Annotated in this window: 13 protein-coding genes; 7 read left to right on the top strand and 6 right to left on the bottom strand. The window is 47.8% G+C overall.

Features of this window, described 5'->3' with window-relative positions:
- Positions 1-29 precede the first annotated feature (29 nt).
- A protein-coding gene (locus tag QWI17_RS08215) for an IS3 family transposase (RefSeq protein ID WP_370661378.1) occupies positions 30-1,186 on the bottom strand; the annotation gives its coding sequence in 2 pieces (ribosomal slippage) (positions 30-919 and positions 919-1,186; 1,158 coding nt in all).
- Between the two features lie 229 nt (positions 1,187-1,415).
- Between QWI17_RS08215 and QWI17_RS08210 the strand changes: the two genes are divergently transcribed.
- The 3 genes from QWI17_RS08210 to QWI17_RS08200 all read left to right on the top strand — a co-directional run bounded on the left by QWI17_RS08210 (position 1,416) and on the right by QWI17_RS08200 (position 6,513).
- Positions 1,416-2,537: a hypothetical protein gene (locus QWI17_RS08210; RefSeq protein ID WP_302722034.1), complete on the top strand. Its 1,122-nt coding sequence runs from the start codon at positions 1,416-1,418 to the stop codon at positions 2,535-2,537.
- Positions 2,538-3,685: 1,148 nt separating this feature from the next.
- Entirely contained in the window at positions 3,686-4,705 is a 1,020-nt protein-coding gene (locus tag QWI17_RS08205) for a DUF1214 domain-containing protein (protein ID WP_302722033.1), read from the top strand.
- A gap of 371 nt (positions 4,706-5,076) precedes the next feature.
- A complete protein-coding gene (locus QWI17_RS08200) occupies positions 5,077-6,513 on the top strand; it encodes a DUF1254 domain-containing protein (protein ID WP_302722032.1) in 1,437 nt (478 codons plus the stop codon).
- A 584-nt stretch (positions 6,514-7,097) separates the two neighbouring features.
- Here QWI17_RS08200 and QWI17_RS08195 read toward each other — a convergent pair.
- Entirely contained in the window at positions 7,098-7,841 is a 744-nt protein-coding gene (locus tag QWI17_RS08195; protein ID WP_302722031.1) for a hypothetical protein, read from the bottom strand.
- A gap of 345 nt (positions 7,842-8,186) precedes the next feature.
- Here QWI17_RS08195 and QWI17_RS08190 point away from each other — a divergent pair, with 345 nt between their 5' ends.
- Together QWI17_RS08190 and QWI17_RS08185 are read left to right on the top strand one after the other, a co-directional pair.
- Positions 8,187-8,558 (top strand): hypothetical protein, encoded by a 372-nt coding sequence (locus QWI17_RS08190; protein WP_302722030.1) that lies wholly within the window; start codon positions 8,187-8,189, stop codon positions 8,556-8,558.
- Positions 8,559-8,743: 185 nt separating this feature from the next.
- Positions 8,744-9,238: a DUF2059 domain-containing protein gene (locus tag QWI17_RS08185; RefSeq protein WP_302722029.1), complete on the top strand. Its 495-nt coding sequence runs from the start codon at positions 8,744-8,746 to the stop codon at positions 9,236-9,238.
- A gap of 354 nt (positions 9,239-9,592) precedes the next feature.
- Here the strand turns inward: QWI17_RS08185 and QWI17_RS08180 are convergent, their stop codons facing one another.
- The gene (locus QWI17_RS08180) at positions 9,593-10,369 is read right to left on the bottom strand and encodes an ABC transporter permease (protein WP_302722028.1); all 777 of its coding nucleotides are present in this window, start codon (positions 10,367-10,369) and stop codon (positions 9,593-9,595) included.
- The gene (locus QWI17_RS08175; protein WP_302722027.1) at positions 10,366-11,346 is read right to left on the bottom strand and encodes an ABC transporter ATP-binding protein; all 981 of its coding nucleotides are present in this window, start codon (positions 11,344-11,346) and stop codon (positions 10,366-10,368) included. The genes QWI17_RS08180 and QWI17_RS08175 overlap by 4 nt, the downstream gene beginning before the upstream one ends.
- Positions 11,347-11,963: 617 nt before the next feature.
- Here QWI17_RS08175 and QWI17_RS08170 point away from each other — a divergent pair.
- Together QWI17_RS08170 and arsB are read left to right on the top strand one after the other, a co-directional pair.
- On the top strand, positions 11,964-12,497 hold the full coding sequence (locus QWI17_RS08170) for a tellurite resistance TerB family protein (protein WP_302722026.1): 534 nt from the start codon (positions 11,964-11,966) through the stop codon (positions 12,495-12,497).
- 46 nt (positions 12,498-12,543) lie between these two features.
- On the top strand, positions 12,544-13,566 hold the full coding sequence (gene arsB / locus QWI17_RS08165; RefSeq protein ID WP_302722025.1) for an ACR3 family arsenite efflux transporter: 1,023 nt from the start codon (positions 12,544-12,546) through the stop codon (positions 13,564-13,566).
- A 112-nt stretch (positions 13,567-13,678) separates the two neighbouring features.
- Here arsB and QWI17_RS08160 read toward each other — a convergent pair whose 3' ends face one another.
- Positions 13,679-15,007, bottom strand: a complete 1,329-nt coding sequence (locus tag QWI17_RS08160) for a type II toxin-antitoxin system HipA family toxin (RefSeq protein ID WP_302722024.1) — start codon at positions 15,005-15,007, stop codon at positions 13,679-13,681.
- A complete protein-coding gene (locus QWI17_RS08155) occupies positions 15,001-15,306 on the bottom strand; it encodes a helix-turn-helix transcriptional regulator (protein WP_302722023.1) in 306 nt (101 codons plus the stop codon). The genes QWI17_RS08160 and QWI17_RS08155 overlap by 7 nt, the downstream gene beginning before the upstream one ends.
- Positions 15,307-15,450 lie beyond the last annotated feature (144 nt).

Raw genomic sequence — 15,450 nt, 5'->3', positions numbered from 1 at the left:
TGTAGTGGTCAAGTAAATTTGGCCACAGTTTAGGAGGCGGCCCAGTACAACAGCTCGGCTGCATTTGGGCTCACTCCATTGTTGTTTCTGTGTGGTCTTACCTGGCTGTAGTAGCCAGTGATGTATTCAGTGATCGAGCGCTGGGCCTCGCCAAAACTTTTGTAGCCGGTTGTCGGTATCCACTCCGTTTTTAAGCTTCTAAAGAAACGCTCCATTGGTGCATTATCCCAGCAATTGCCACGGCGACTCATGCTTTGCTTAATTTTGTAGCGCCATAATCGCTGCCTGAATTGATGACTCGTATAATGACAGCCTTGATCGGAATGAAACATCACTCCAGCAGGCCGACCTCGGGACTCGTACGCCATCTCTAGGGCTCGCCCGGTCAATTCACTATCAGGCGACAATGACATCGCCCAGCCCACCGGCTTCCTTGCGTATAGGTCCAATACAACCGCCAAGTACGCCCACCGTTCACCAATCCATATGTAGGTGACATCACCACACCAAACTGTATTGGGTTTTGAAACAGAAAACTCTCGGTTTAGAGTGTTCGGTATCGCTATGTGCTCTTCGCTCCCCGTTTTATAACGATGGGTGGGAAGCTGGCAACTTACCAGCTCCAGGGCTTTCATCAACTTGCCCGCACGGTACCGGCTCAAAGGTAACCCTCTGGCAGAGACTATGCTGGCAATGGTTCGCGCTCCTGCGGAACCTTGGCTGAGGCCGTGTGCCAAACGAACTTCACTTTGTAGTTTTACTTGCTCCAAACTCGGCGTCTTGGGCTTAGCCTGCCAGTACTTGTAGCTGCTGCGATGGACTCCGAACACCTCGCAAACTCGGGCAACGCTGTAGCTCTTCTTGAGGTTCTCAATTATCGAGAATTGTTCAGTGAGTCCGACATCAAGAGAGCGGTAGCCTTTTTTAAAATATCTTTCTCTTCCTCTATGCGCTGAATTTGACGTTCAAGTTCTCGTATCCGGCGCTGATCTGGCGTCATGGGTGTCGCGGCGGGTTTACCGCCTTCGCGCTCCAGGCGAAGCTGTCTAACCCATTTGTCCATTGTAGACAGCCCGACCCCCATCGCTTCAGCAGCTTCTTTAACTGTCCGACCTTGATCGACTACCAGCTGGGCCGATTCCAGTCTAAACTCGGGGCTAAAAGTTGGTCTTGTTCGTTTACTCATTGGTCACCTATGTGTCTAAGAAGTGATCATATCACCTCTAATTAGGTGGCCAAATTAACTATGCCACTACAATGTTTAGAGCGGCATGAATCGCGAGTGATTCGGGGCGCAGTAAACCCCAATAATTGCCTCTAACGACGCCTACCTTTATCATTGCCCATTATTATCAAAATACCGTAAAAAATTTACTAAATAATATTATTTATAAGGCTTAAGGATAGGGCGAGCAATGACAGAGGAAGCACTTTTCGATGTGTACTTCACCGGCAAAGTAAAAACTGGGCACTCCTTCAAGGCGGCTATTGCGGCCTTTGCCAAGCTCGCCAAAATAGAAACGACCAAGGCCGCGCAGTTGGTGCAGCATAGCCGGGCGATTAAAAAATCGATTAGCCGCGATCGCGCAAAGCTTTTGCAGCAACAAATGGAAAAACTAGGCCTGATAACTACCATTACACCCGAGGGTGAATCAATATCGAGCTTCACGACTGAAGCCACCACGCCTACTAGTTCAGGCCTCACCCTAGAGCCCATGCAGCCAACCGCCATTTCGGCTGAGTCGGAAGCCACTGTCTCTGAAGGTCCGCCTGAGGAGCCAGCGGTTTCACCGATAGAACCGCAACTCCCAGGCGAGTGCGCAACAGCCTCGAACCGCATCAACGAAGCCAGCACCCTAGAAGACGACGACCCAACTTCGCCTTCAACCGTAAAAATCTTTATCGCCGCTGGTGCCGCCGCTTTCATTGGCGCCTTACTGTGGAAGTTTATCGCCATCACCTTTGAGCTGGAGTTGGGCCTTTTGGCCTGGGCGATCGGCGGAATGATTGGTGCCGCAGCGGTCTATTACGGCGCCGAAGGAGACAGTGCGGCCTACCTTTGTGGCGCCCTGGCGCTAATAGCCATACTTGGGGGGAAATACTGGGTGGCGTCGTCTTTTGCCGAAACTTACCTGGCGGAGATTAATAGCGCAACAACCCAAGCAGATTTCGATGAATTTATCTCGGTGGCGCGCGACCAGATTGTGCCTTTGGAGGGCGCTCTTTCCAGTGATTACGCTTTGCGCAAGTACATTGTTGACAAGAACTACGTGGTGGGTGTCGGGCCCAAGGATATCCCCGCCGAAACCGTCGCTGAGTTTCGCGCAGAGCTGGAGGAGGACTTAAATGAAGCGCGCGATGTGGGGTCGATAAAAAACGTCGAGGAACTGGCCGAGCGCTATGGCCATGTAGCCACGTCAGAGTTTTTTAAAGCCTCCTTTAGTTGGCTAGACTTTCTTTTTCTCGCCCTTGGGGTTTACGCCGCGTTTAATATGGCGCGCAGCGGTTCCTCGCCACTAGGACGCAAAGCGTTTTAGCCCTAACTGAGCAAAAATACCCCAATGCGCCTCGGCCTCTTTGCTCCACTCCAAGGCCGAAAGAGCGTATGGAATATTTAATTCGCTAAGATACAGAAAATAGGACGCCCGAGTATTAAAAGCCGCGTTAGGGAGGGGGAGCTTGGGGATGCGTGCGGGATCGGGTGGTTAAGTTGCAGCGGGGGGCACTGGAGTCAGATGATGTTTTTGACGCAATATTCATCCAAGCTGCAGGATTGTAGGACGCACAAATTTTGTATTTAACCCACATGCCAGCTCGTCTCGGCTGAATAAGATGGAAGGCGTAGGGGCTTCGTAGTAAGGCCTTGTCTTTTACGTTGGACACCTCTGTATTAGATGCTTTGTCGTATTTGATCGATAATATCTGTTCCTTGCGGTATTATTTCGACTGAACCGCATAATTGCCAAACAGGGAGCTGTTAAACAATGTCCAATTCTTCTGTATTTCCAAACATTTCCCGTCTCGTCCAAAAGTTATCCCGGCCAGAATTAGGCTGCTGTGGGAGTATGCCTCAGTAACACCAATTCGATGTTAGGCCGTGATGGAGGTATTGCATGTTAAAGGGGGAGTGGAGCTGTGGAGCGGTGTCGCATGCGTAGATAGTGGCGTGTCAGGTGTGTTTATCTGCCATTACTCTATATGCAGGGCGTCCACTGGCAGCGGTGGAATAGCTGTATCAGTAGTAGATTCTGAAAAGTTTGACGGGAAACTGGACAGGAGCAGATATGTTATTGGTCACAGTCCGGCCATAATTGGCATACATACTTTTGTAAGGTATACGGATCTATACTTCCCGGATTCACGACGAAAAGAGCACTTATATACTAGTTGGCACTATTACAGCAGGAGGTGAGAGCCTTAAAGTGGCTCATCACCTATATATAAATATAAAAGTACATGGAAAGGCATCGGAGGTTCACTCTTTAGCTAAACCGCTAGCTCTGGTCTTTAATGAGGTCAAAGAGTCCAATTAACCATTTGTGTAACAGGAATCTTAAGGGTGATTCACTACTTAATTTGGCATTAGAATACGCACTGCTTAGCGTAAACACTATTTAATCTATTTAGGTGTACTTTTAATGCCCGCTTACTACCTATACGATTAACAATCTAAAGGCCTAAAATCATGACAAGTATGTTTAGAACATGTATCGCTGCGGCAGTATTTACGTTGATGTCAGCTAGCTGTTTCGCAAACAGTGACGAGACCGTGCATGTCGATGTCCTAAATTACATAACTGCACAAACAGCTATGCAGTTTGAGACCTATCAAAAGAATGCCGGCGGTATAAATAAGGTGCTCAATATCCGTGAGCCTGTGCCTTTGGATAAGCAGGATACGATCAGAATGAATCGGGATACGATTTATAGCTTCGCTGTAGTAGATATCAGTAAGGGAGCAACAATTACGTTACCGGATGCTGGTTCGCGCTATCGCTCGATGATGGTGGTTAACGAAGATAATTACATTAATGAGGTTTATCTTGATTCTGGCCGTCATTTGCTTACAAAAGAAAAGTTTGATTCTGACTATGTCTGGATTGTTATTCGTACGTTGGTTGATTCAAATTCAATCGAAGATGTTAGACAGGCCAACAAGTTGCAGGATGAAATTCAAATCAATGCAAATTCGGCGAAGCCTTTCGTAGTGAAAAATTACGATATGGACGCTTATAAAAAAACGTTGGATGCACTACTTGAGTTAGGCAAAGGCGTTGCTGACTCACAAGGCTGGTTTGGATCCAAAGAAGAAACCACTCCGATTGGGCATCTAGTCGGTACCGCAGTTGGTTTTGGCGGTTTGCCTAAGAAACATGCATTCTATCTCAATGTCAATCCTGAGCTTCCGGTCGGTGAATACAAATTGTCGGTCAAAGATGTACCGGTCAGAGCCTTTTGGTCGGTAAGTTTGTACAATAGTGAGGGGTATTTTCAGGAGAACGCTAAGAATGCTTATAGCTATAACAGCGTAAACGCTGTGAAAAATTCTGACGGCTCAATTACTATTCACTTTGGTGGGTGTGATGATGGCCGGGTTAATTGTCTACCGATTATGGATGGTTGGAACTATGGCGTTCGTCTTTACGAGCCAGAGCAATCGGTTCTCGATGGTAGCTACGTGTTCCCGACAATAGAAAAATTATAGAAATGAAATTGTCTAGCAGGCTGTTGAAAAACCCCATGCATGCTCAGCGTAGCCTGAAGCGTGCATATGTTGTGTCTTGTCTCGACGGACAGGGTGGTTCCCTTTGCTAGAGGCAAGGCGCAGCAGATGTGCGCTTCAGGTCACGCCCTTCGGGGCTTACAGGCTGGCCCGCACTTGTCGTTGCCCTTTTTCGATGGGTGGGCACACACCTTCAAAAGGCCGCCTAGATTACGAGCCAGCTTGAAAGCCTGAGTACGCTTGGGGCTCTTCAGCAGTCTGCTAGCTCTTTATGTTGGTTTGAGAAACTAGTACATAGCAGCTAAATAGCTTCTTAATAAATCATCTGTCAAATATCAAACAGGAAATCTCTCATGTTGTATTCAAGGAATATTTTGTCTATCGGGTTAGGGGCTGCGCTTGCAATGTGTAGCACTTTTTTGGCGCCAAAAAATGCACTGGCAGAAGAACTTTCCGCAGCGGAAGCCTCGGCCATCGCTGAAGAGGCGACGATATACGGTCTGCCCATGCTAATGAATTATAGTGTTTTATATCAGTACGCCGTCGACAAGACGAGCAGTCAGTATAAAGCGCCGTTTAACCAAATTCATAATGAGGCTGAACTGGCCTCTCCTGATGATACTGCTATTGTCACACCCAATAGTGACACAGTCTATTCTTTCGTTTGGATGGATCTGCGCGCGGAGCCAGTGGTGCTTTGTGTGCCCAAAATTGAAGACACACGTTACTATTCAATTCAGCTTCTTTCGCTCTATACCTACATCTATGGTTATATAGGTAGCCGGGCAACGGGTAACGATGCTGGGTGTTATGCGATAGCGGGGCCAAGCTGGAACGGTGAGACACCAAAAGGCGTCAAGACTGTGATCAAGTCTGGAACAGAGTTCTCTTTCGCTATTTATCGGACTCAGGTTTTCGGCCAATCAGATTTGGAACAAGTGAAAGCAGTGCAAGCCAAATACTCGGTACAAACCTTGTCTGAGCATAATAACACTGCGCCGCCAGCGAAGGCGCCGGCTGTGGATTGGCTTAAGTTTGATCCAGTTACCGCAAAGGAGAATCCGTTTAACTACTTAGCATTCATTCTTCAATTTGCACCCGCAATAGGAAGTGCAGAAGTGGAAATCCCTCTTCGTGAACGATTCGCGAAAATTGGTATAGAGCCAGGGAAACCGTTTCCTTCGGTGGAGTTGAGCAGTGACGTAAAAGCGGCGATTGCTTCAGGTATAGAATCAGGCGCCAAAAAAGCGAAGGGGAAAAAGTCATCTGTAGGGAATCTTGTGAACGGCTGGCAGATTTCTGAAGGGCTGTTCGGTAGTCGTACAATGCTACAAGATAACTACTTAATGCGTGCGGCAGCTGCAATGGTCGGCTTGTATGGCAACGATTCGAAAGAAGCTTTTTATCCCTTAACTAAGGTGGATGCTAATGGGGTAGAGCTGGATGGAAGTAAACATAATTACACACTTACTTTTCCAGCTGATGGTTATCCTCCGGTTAATGCATTTTGGTCTGTAACTATGTACGACGGAGACTCTCAGTTACTGATCAAAAATCCGATTAATCGCTATTTAGTTAATTCCCCTATGCTATCGGAAGAGCTTCAAAAAAATTCCGATGGTTCCCTCACTTTGTTTATTCAAAATGAAGAGCCGAAAAGTGCCAAAGGAAAAGCCAATTGGCTGCCCGCACCAGATGGACCTATTTATATGGTGATGCGACTCTATTGGCCCAAAAATGAAGCCCTGGATGGAAGCTGGCAGCCACCGGGAATTGAAATTCAACAATAGTTTGTGATTGGGTTACTGGTTTGATGGACGATCCTTTATGCTTTATTGTTGTCTTTTAAGTAAAGGATCGGTCCACTCTCGGAGGCTTTAATAAAAGCTGTAAGGCTTAGTTTGCACTACGCTTTAATTATTCGTTGAGCTGGGCGCTAAGGTAAAGCTATACGATGGTCCATAAATAGAAAGCCTCTGTGCTTTGTCAGGCTTAAAGCGAGAGGTTTTCGATTTTATTGGTTTGGTGTGAATAGGCCGAAGAGCCCAGTAAGGTTGCTAATTTCGTGCATAGGAATTTATGCCCAACGAGAGCATTAAAGCGTTTAACAGTGGATTGGCTTGTCCAGTAGCCGGGTAGATCTTTCATCAGTTTCGAGTGCCGTGTACCCAATGTAAGCGGAGTGGTTCGTACAGTTTGTTTGTTTTGTGGCGGGGCCAATCGTGTGGTCGAAATGACGTTCGATATTATAATAGGTGTCCGGTCAGTTTTTAGGTAGTAAGCCCAACCAAGTCCAACCGTACGAATTTGAACCCGTTATTGACAAATTTTTGAGTGCCCTTGAGCAGAGCTAGTGGTGACACGCTCGGTATGGTTAGCTAAGTTGCCAGTGTTTAACGGCCAATATTGCCAAGCAGCCGAAAATGACAGAAAGGTAAAACACTCTTGGCTTTTTGTCGCTTCTGCCGGGCAATTCATCGCGAATCGCGGTGATAATAATCCCGCCTGCAATAAACGCGTTCAATAGTAGTGCGGGCACTTCTAATGAACTGATAAACGTTCCTAGTGCCCAACCTACGATTGTCGATCCCGCGTATACCCAGCGTAATGTGCTTTTGAAAATCGCGGGATTTTGATGAAAAATGAAATGATTTACGCCTACTACGTGCAGTCCTATAATTAGGCTGGCGGCAATATAGGACTGAATGTTTGGATCGTTAGCGATTGTTGTTAAGTAGCCAATTTGGGCGCTGTATATGCCATAGCCGACTATTTGTAACGCCAATGCCTTCTTAAGAGGCGCAGGTCCCCCTTCGCTGTGTTGTAAGTGGTCAATCTTCTGATCCAATGCGAAAAAAGTCAGAAACCCTGCCAATGCCAAGAGGTAAACATAGTGTCCATATAGTACTGGAAAGGCCTCATCCAAACCTAGGGTAACCTTAGTTTGGACTAACGCGAGTTTTGGCATTAAATAAGTGAAAACATAGGCTAACGCTGTACCAGAACAAATGCTAAGTAATGTGTGTGAATGTCGACCTTTGAGAACCGACCAATAGGGGAGTGTAATGTGGATGGTGACAAAAGTGATAACGATTAACAGTGACGACCAAAATTCCATTGCTTATTCCTGCCAGCGTTTTATCAGTTCTAGTGTAATTCTCGCTGGGTAGCGTCCCAGTTTGGTGCTTGCGTTAGCACCTAATTATTAGTCTGATTCAGCCCCTATGTATATGTTTGGTGCTTCCAGTGCAAAATATGACTTGCCGGAGATAGAAGTACAAATACAGGACATTTATGTCTGATTGGTGGATGTCCTTGACGTTTTTACGGGTTCTTCTAGCGTTATGGCAGCGAGCTTCGTATTCTGTCGCTTTTTTAAAGTGGCCGGTAGATCGAGTGTCCAACACTCCGTTTTAAATAGGCTAGAATAACATTGTTGTCTATGATTCAACGGGAGGTTACGTTGCCTAAACTAGCTTTGGTGTTATTGATATTCTTAGGGTTAGTGGGGTGCGCCAGTACTTCCCAAGTACAAATGGCGGTTCCTGAGCTTGCCGTATCGGGAGGTGCAAAGTTAACAGATATTCCGTTGACAGTGCCGTCGTATATTGATCCTGTTATAGATTTAGCTACTCCGGATGTGCCTGGTTATAAAACCGAAGATCATTTTTCAGCATATTTTAGCTGCGGTTGGATGGGGTCCCTCGATCATCAAGCCCAAGCCCGACGGATACTTGAGGAGGCCAAGGTTCGGCTAGAAATTGTTGGCTCCTATGAAAAGTGGACTCCAATAGAGGGCGATAGTAGGCGGTACTATATATACAAAGTTTGGTGAGCGCTTTGATACTTGTCATTTTATTCATTGACTAAATGGCGTTAGAAGAAAAATTGGCGCAATAGTCAACTTGCTATATCTATAGATCAATCACGCCGGCAGTTTTTCTGATTCGTATCCTGTAAACTCTAGATTCTAATTTACACATCCAAAATGGATTAATTTGAAACCCAATGGAGATTTACATGAGAATAATAATACTGGCTTTGCTGCTGATGTCATCTGGCTTGCATGCCTCGGAAGAGTCAAAGCGTGAAAAGTTGATGGAGCTTGTCAATGTGATGGATATGGATTCCATGGTGGATGCAATGTACTCCCAGATGGAATCTATGATGCAAAATATGTCCACTGAGATGGGAATAACACCCAGTGAAAAACCTATTTTTGATGAATACTACCGAAAAATGACGGCTGTTTTGAAAGAAGAAGTCAGCTGGCAGAAGATGCGGCCCATTGCGGTTGACATTTACGATCGAAACTTTAACGAAGCTGAAATTACCGATATGTTGAATTTCTACAAAACCCCAACCGGTCAATCGATTTTGCAGAAAATGCCTATCGTTATGCAGGATTCAATGCAGATGTCCCAAGGCCTGGTTCAAAATGCGCTTCCCAAAATTCAGGCAATCGCTGCAGAGCTATCGGCCGACCTAGAGGCGGAACGCAATCCAGAGCAGTAGCGTAAGCAACGGCCAATAGGCTCGGTATTCGATGGCTTTGCTAAGAGCCAAAAATACCCGGTCGATTGGCCATTGGTTTGACTATGACGTTTAAACGCTACGGTTACAAATTCGAACCCTTCGATGGCGCGTTCGCAAAGGTCATTGATCTTCGTTATGCGACGGTGCTCTACACCTTTTCGCCGTTATTCTAACGCTTATATACGATGGCGGTGATGTCTCGGGCTTATATTTAGCGCTTTGTTTTTTCTATATTCTCGCAAGTTTTTTAATGGAAATAGTGCCCCGGCTAAAATGCGTATCCGGTAATTGCTATTTTCCTGTTGGTAGCTTAGGTTTTAAGGTTGGCGCTTATTAGTTAATCGATTGCCTGATAAATGCCCTAAAGGCCAGGCCCAGAAATACAGCGGACGTCACCAGTATAATCAGAATATGCAAAATACTATTAAACCCCAGGCTCAGCCCCTGTACCGATAGAACCAGTTGCGATAGGTGAAACGCGGGCATTAGCCACGCTGCTTTTTGCAGGATTTCGGGGAAGTATTGAATCGGTAGCCACAGTCCTGACAGAAAGGCCATGGGTAGGTAGATTAGGTTAACCACTGCGGGCGCCACTTGTGCTTTGAGTGACAGCCCCAGCCATAAGCCAATGGCGGAAAATGGTAGGCTTCCCAGTAACAGTATCACCAGTGTCAGTGTCCACTGCCCGGGTGACATAGACACATTGCCAAATATGTAACCCAGTGCAAATAAGATTAATGCAATCGCGAGCCCGAAAACCAGAGCGCTAAAAACCCTTGCCACAAAGTAGGCTGAAATGGGCATGGGGCTGCATTGCTTAAGCGCTAGCCAGCCCTGATCCCGCTCTACTGATACGCCCACACCAAATGAAAATAGGGCGGGGCCAATTACCCCAAATACGCTGTAAGTCGCCAGCATATACGCTGGCATATCACCGGACATGCCATCCCTGTTAAAGATCAGTCCGAAAAATACATAGAACATTACGGGAAATGCAATGCTCGAAATCGCAAAGGCGGGTATACGAAGGTTTTTGATAAGCTCGGTGCGGGACTCAAGCCAGTAAATATTTGCCAAGCGAGCGATGGGTACTGACACTAATGTATTCATCGAGCGGCCTCCTTGGTTGTCTCTTGTTCTGATTGTTGCTCTGATTCTTGCACGGGGGCGGCAGCGGGTTTTTGGTTGCCCGCAAATTTCTGTGAGAGGTGCATCAGGGCGCTTTCAAGTGATACGGGTTCAACCGATAAATCGCGCACATCTAACGGTGCACTTAGCAGAACCTTCAAGGTGGCGACTTCGTCCGGGGCAATAACGTCAATATAGTCGCCATATTCCGTAACCGTATGCCCGGGAAGTAGCTCGCCAATATGTGCTGTATTGGCGGTTGTGCGAAAGCGAATGCGCTTGCCTCCGAGCTGCTGCTTTATGGATTCAGGAGTGCCCTCGTGCATAAGTGAACCCTCTGCGAGCAGTAGTATCCGGTCAGCCAGAGCATCGGCTTCCTCCAGATAGTGTGTTGTGAGCAAAACGGTTGTGCCTTGCGAGCGCAGTGTACGAATACACGTCCAAAAATCGCGCCGCGACTCGGCATCCAGGCCTACGGTCGGCTCGTCCAGTAATACTATGTCGGGGCGGCCGCAAATGGCCATGGCGAAAAACAGCCTTTGTTTTTGCCCGCCGGACAAGGTATCAAAACGTCGATCTACAAGGTCCGTTAGCCCTGCGGTAGCCAGTGCCTGATTAAGCGGTATGGGGCTGGTGTAGTAGCTGCGAAACAGTGTTAAGTGTTCCTGAACGGTAAGGGTGCCGGGCATTTGAGTCGCCTGCAAAATGGCACCGATACTCTGGCGGGCGGCCATGCTGCCGGGTTTGTTGCCATTAATCCAAACCTCGCCTGAGCTCGGCCTGAGCCTGCCCAGCAGATGGTTTATCAAGCTGGTCTTACCGGCACCATTAGCGCCCAGAAGCGCAACAATTTCGCCGGCGCTAATGGCCAGAGACACATCGATCAATGCCTCGACATCGCCAAATGATTTGTTGAGATTTTTTACCTGGACTAAGGGCTTATTAATGGACTGATGCATAGTTGCCTCCGCTTTGTATCCATTATCCCTAATGACCGAACAAAAAATAGTCATCTTTGTCACGAGCTCAATATGACAAATGTCATTTGTTGGCTTACGCCGTTCTCTTTGTGGCTAACATTTGCGCAATATTTGATGCTAATATTGGTAGCAGAGGGGATTGTTTGCCGTAATTGGGGCGTAAAGTATGATAAAAGCATCCATTCTAGTTTGGGTTGTCGGGCTAGTGCCGTACGCACGTAGTAACTCTTGTTTGAAGCCTCGTGCGATCAGTAGGCCTGGATAGGGGGCGTCGTGTTTTGGGTGTTTGGTTATTAGGGTCGTGGGGCGATTAATCTCGACCTTACCAGTACGTAAAATCTAGATAATATACAGTCGCAACAGCAACTGCGTGAACTGCTCTTCGACGAAGGCTTCAGACAGGCCGCCACTAATATGATCGCTTCTGAAAATCGAATCCCCCCAATTTTTAGCGAAACGTGTGCTTGGTGCTTTTGAAAAAATTTACCAGAAAGAGCAAAGAGCGACACGGTTCGGTCGTTAGATTGGTTTAGAAAGACATTTGATATCTGTATTGCCAGGAATAGATTGAATTACCAATAAAAAGGGGACGAAATATGCATATTATTATCGCGGCATTGACCGCTATTGGCGGATTGGCTTGGGCGCTGTACCGGCTGCAAGAATCCGGGTTAGATCTCAACGCTTTTAACCCATTTTACTGGGCTCGCCGCAGAGCCTGGGCAAAAAAATACGGCGCCAAACCTATTCATTGCCTAACCAATCCCATGGAGGCAGCTGCCGCACTTGTTGTCGGTTCAGTCCACTTGGACGGCGTCGTTACCCGCGAGCAAAAGTATGAGGCGGTCGCCATCTTTACAGACGAATTTAACATTACAAACCAGGAGGCTTCTGAGCTGTTCTCGGCCTCGGCCTATTTGCTCAGTGATGTTTCCAATCTTCCTGCTGAGGTTAAAAATATATTGGCTCCAAGCATTGATCAGTTTAAACCGAATCACAAGCAATCACTTTTGGATATGCTCGATAAAGTCTCACGTATAGAGGGCGAGCCCACCAAAGAGCAAATTGAATTGGTTGATGCGGTTAAGTCGGTGTTTACTGTTAGTGCCAGTGCTACCAAGCAATGGTGATCGCTAGATTACCTATCTATTTCGCCCCGCTAACGAGGCATTACTAATGGGTATATTTGAACGCTATTTATCCGTTTGGGTTGGTTTGTGCATTGTGGCGGGCGTATTGCTGGGTAACTTTCTTCCAGAGCAATTTGCCTGGATTGCGTCCCTTGAGTGGGCACATGTAAACCTGGTGGTGGCCGTACTGATTTGGGTAATGATATACCCGATGATGGTACAAATCGATTTCAGCGCAATTAAAGATGTGGGAAAAAAGCCCAAGGGTTTGCTGCTAACACTGATAATTAATTGGCTGATTAAGCCGTTTACCATGGCGGCCTTAGGCTGGCTGTTCTTTAAAGTGTTTTTCGCAGGAATGGTAGACCCGCAAAGCGCCAACGAATATATCGCCGGTATGATATTACTGGGGGTAGCGCCTTGCACGGCTATGGTGTTTGTCTGGAGTCAGCTCACCAAAGGTGATCCGAATTACACCTTGGTGCAGGTGTCGGTCAATGACATTGTAATGGTGTTTGCCTTTGCCCCGATTGCGGCCTTGTTGTTGGGCGTCAGTGATATTACCGTACCATGGGAAACGCTGGTGCTCTCGGTGGTGTTGTATGTGGTGCTGCCACTGCTGGCCGGTGTTCTCACCCGCAGGCGTCTTGAGGCGGTAGGTGATGGGGAGCGTTTAAACCGTTTTATGCATACCCTTAAGCCTTGGTCGGTGGTGGGGTTGCTCGGTACGGTAACACTGCTGTTTGGCTTCCAGGCTCAAACTATTTTGCAGCAACCTCAAACCATTGTGCTTATTGCAATTCCTTTGTTAATTCAAACCTACGGTATTTTCGCAATCGGCTACGGCGGCGCTAAGCTTTTAAAGCTTCCCCATAATGTCGCTGCACCCGCCTGCCTAATTGGTACGTCTAACTTTTTTGAGCTTGCCGTCGCTGTGGCCATATCGGTATTCGGTTTGCACTCAGGCGCTGCATTGGCCACGGTGGTGGGTGTACTAGTAGAGGTGCCGGTTATGTTGTCGCTGGTCTTTTTTGTTAACCGAACCCGATCGTGGTTTACTGAGGGCTGACCTGTTTACTGGGGAGGCTCCCCCTTTGCGAGAGACATTTTTCGCCACTGCGGGTTTAGTTGTTGTTTAATCGCTCCCCGTTGCCCGTTGCCCGTTGCCCGTTGCCCGAAACCTACCAATCCAGCCGAAAGTTTGCCTCTATTTCCTCTATGAGTCCTTGCGGTACGTTTTGTTCGGTGGCAAGTTTTCGCCACTGACGAAGATTGTCGCAGGTTTGCTCGAGAGTTCGATCAATCACCTTGTGGGCAAATAAACGGCTTATCTTGCTTAAACTGTGCAGGTCATCGCGGGTGAAATGATCGCGCTTGCCATTCAAACTCATCCAGTGGCTGTTGACCCAGCGGCTGCCGGGTTTGTAGCTATAGGCCATGTCGTAGGCGGGGGCGAGGCGCCAGTTGTTGGCCTGTAGCGTGAAGGCGAAGTTTTTGGCGTGGTCGTCATGGTTGCGCGCAACAATATTAAATATTAAACGCTTTAACAGTTGGTCGGCGTCTTCCGCGGGCAGCTGTAGTTGGCGCGCAACCTGAAACAGCTCGGCGTAAGAAAACGAACCAGGTACTTTGTAGTTGACGTGGGCGAGCCCGTTTAGGGTTTGTACGTGTATTTTGTCGTTGCCGTCGCGATCAAATCGCTGGGTAATAAAATGGCGCCTGTCACCTTCGTCAATGAGGTGGCATGGCATCATCTGTATGCCACAATTTTTAGCCATTAAGTAATACACATATTCCATGGCGCCAAACCCCATTGGGTCGCCAAAGGTTTCGCGGTCGGTGTTGTGTTCACTGACACCGTCGAATTTCATAATGAAGTGCTTAAAGCCTTCGGGGACGCGTGCCTGGCCCGAGCGCACCTGAGTAAAGTCCTGGTTAAACGCAAGTACCGCCTTGGGCCGTGCGCCGCCGGCACTCATGCCAACGGACAGAAGGGCGAGCATGGCCTCGCGTTCATCGCTGCCATCGTGTTGCAGGTTTACGCGAAATTCCTCGCGTTGGTCTAGTATTTCTTGTGCGATTGCAACCAGCGTTTCTATTTCAACCGCGGTTGAGGCGTTGAGGCTTTTTAAACGTGTGGCAGGGTGATATTCCAGCGCTCCCATGCCGCGTCGTCCAGTGTATTGCAGCCGTTGCAGTGGTGTAATGTCGGCGGTCTTTTTGCCCTGGCTTGCCACCCATGCATTTAACACGGCGTTGCCAAAGTCGTCAGGCAAGGAGTCGGCAATAAGCCCGGGCAAGCCCTTAAAGGTGTGAAAGTCCAGCTCGGCAAAGGTGTAAATGCGCGGCGCCAGAGGCATTTTCAAAGGCGACAGCTCTATGCCGGTGTTGATAAAGCTTTGGCTGTACTCAAACGCACCGAGACCAGTGTCGGTGTCAAAGCTCACAGCGCCAACATCATGATTGTGGCCCGACTCGCAATAGGTAACCGCGACGACTTCTGTCACCATGTGTTGGGCTCCTCGTCGTTCTCTTTGCGCGTGCCTGAGGCCCGTTTGCGCTTTTTGCCTTGCAGTTTGGCCAGTTGTACAGGCGACACCGGAGGCGGGGGCATAAAGCTATTGAGTTGAGCCTCCAGGCCCAGTGCCAGCATTATGGCGACAAAAACCTCTAGGGTGGCCTTGCCCTTTTCCGCATTCAGCACCGCTTTACGGGTCACACCCGCGCGCTCAGCCGCCTCCATCTGAGTAAGGTCAAGGTTGAGACGGGCCTGTTTTAACCGCTCGCCAATATCTGAGGCACTTATCATACTCTTCGCGTTACCTGGTAAGTGACAAAAATGGAACAAAATATGTGTATATACATATAGAGTATCTAATATAGCACATTAGCTATTATTATTCATATGTCCAAAATATGGAATATTATGTGGTTATAGATCTTTAATGTGCTG

This window comes from Gilvimarinus gilvus, from assembly GCF_030518155.1.
GTDB lineage: Bacteria > Pseudomonadota > Gammaproteobacteria > Pseudomonadales > Cellvibrionaceae > Gilvimarinus > Gilvimarinus gilvus.
Note: the sequence above shows the minus strand (reverse complement) of the source record. Positions and strands in the feature narration are given on the sequence as shown.

Bases quoted from the DNA above. Each gene is read 5' to 3' on its own strand.
- QWI17_RS08210 (WP_302722034.1), top strand. From the start codon at position 1,416: ATGACAGAGGAAGCACTTTTCGATGTGTACTTCACCGGCAAAGTAAAA.
- QWI17_RS08205 (WP_302722033.1), top strand. From the start codon at position 3,686: ATGACAAGTATGTTTAGAACATGTATCGCTGCGGCAGTATTTACGTTG.
- QWI17_RS08200 (WP_302722032.1), top strand. From the start codon at position 5,077: ATGTTGTATTCAAGGAATATTTTGTCTATCGGGTTAGGGGCTGCGCTT.
- QWI17_RS08195 (WP_302722031.1), bottom strand. From the start codon at position 7,841: ATGGAATTTTGGTCGTCACTGTTAATCGTTATCACTTTTGTCACCATC.
- QWI17_RS08185 (WP_302722029.1), top strand. From the start codon at position 8,744: ATGAGAATAATAATACTGGCTTTGCTGCTGATGTCATCTGGCTTGCAT.
- QWI17_RS08180 (WP_302722028.1), bottom strand. From the start codon at position 10,369: ATGAATACATTAGTGTCAGTACCCATCGCTCGCTTGGCAAATATTTAC.
- QWI17_RS08175 (WP_302722027.1), bottom strand. From the start codon at position 11,346: ATGCATCAGTCCATTAATAAGCCCTTAGTCCAGGTAAAAAATCTCAAC.
- QWI17_RS08170 (WP_302722026.1), top strand. From the start codon at position 11,964: ATGCATATTATTATCGCGGCATTGACCGCTATTGGCGGATTGGCTTGG.
- arsB (WP_302722025.1), top strand. From the start codon at position 12,544: ATGGGTATATTTGAACGCTATTTATCCGTTTGGGTTGGTTTGTGCATT.
- QWI17_RS08160 (WP_302722024.1), bottom strand. From the start codon at position 15,007: ATGGTGACAGAAGTCGTCGCGGTTACCTATTGCGAGTCGGGCCACAAT.
- QWI17_RS08155 (WP_302722023.1), bottom strand. From the start codon at position 15,306: ATGATAAGTGCCTCAGATATTGGCGAGCGGTTAAAACAGGCCCGTCTC.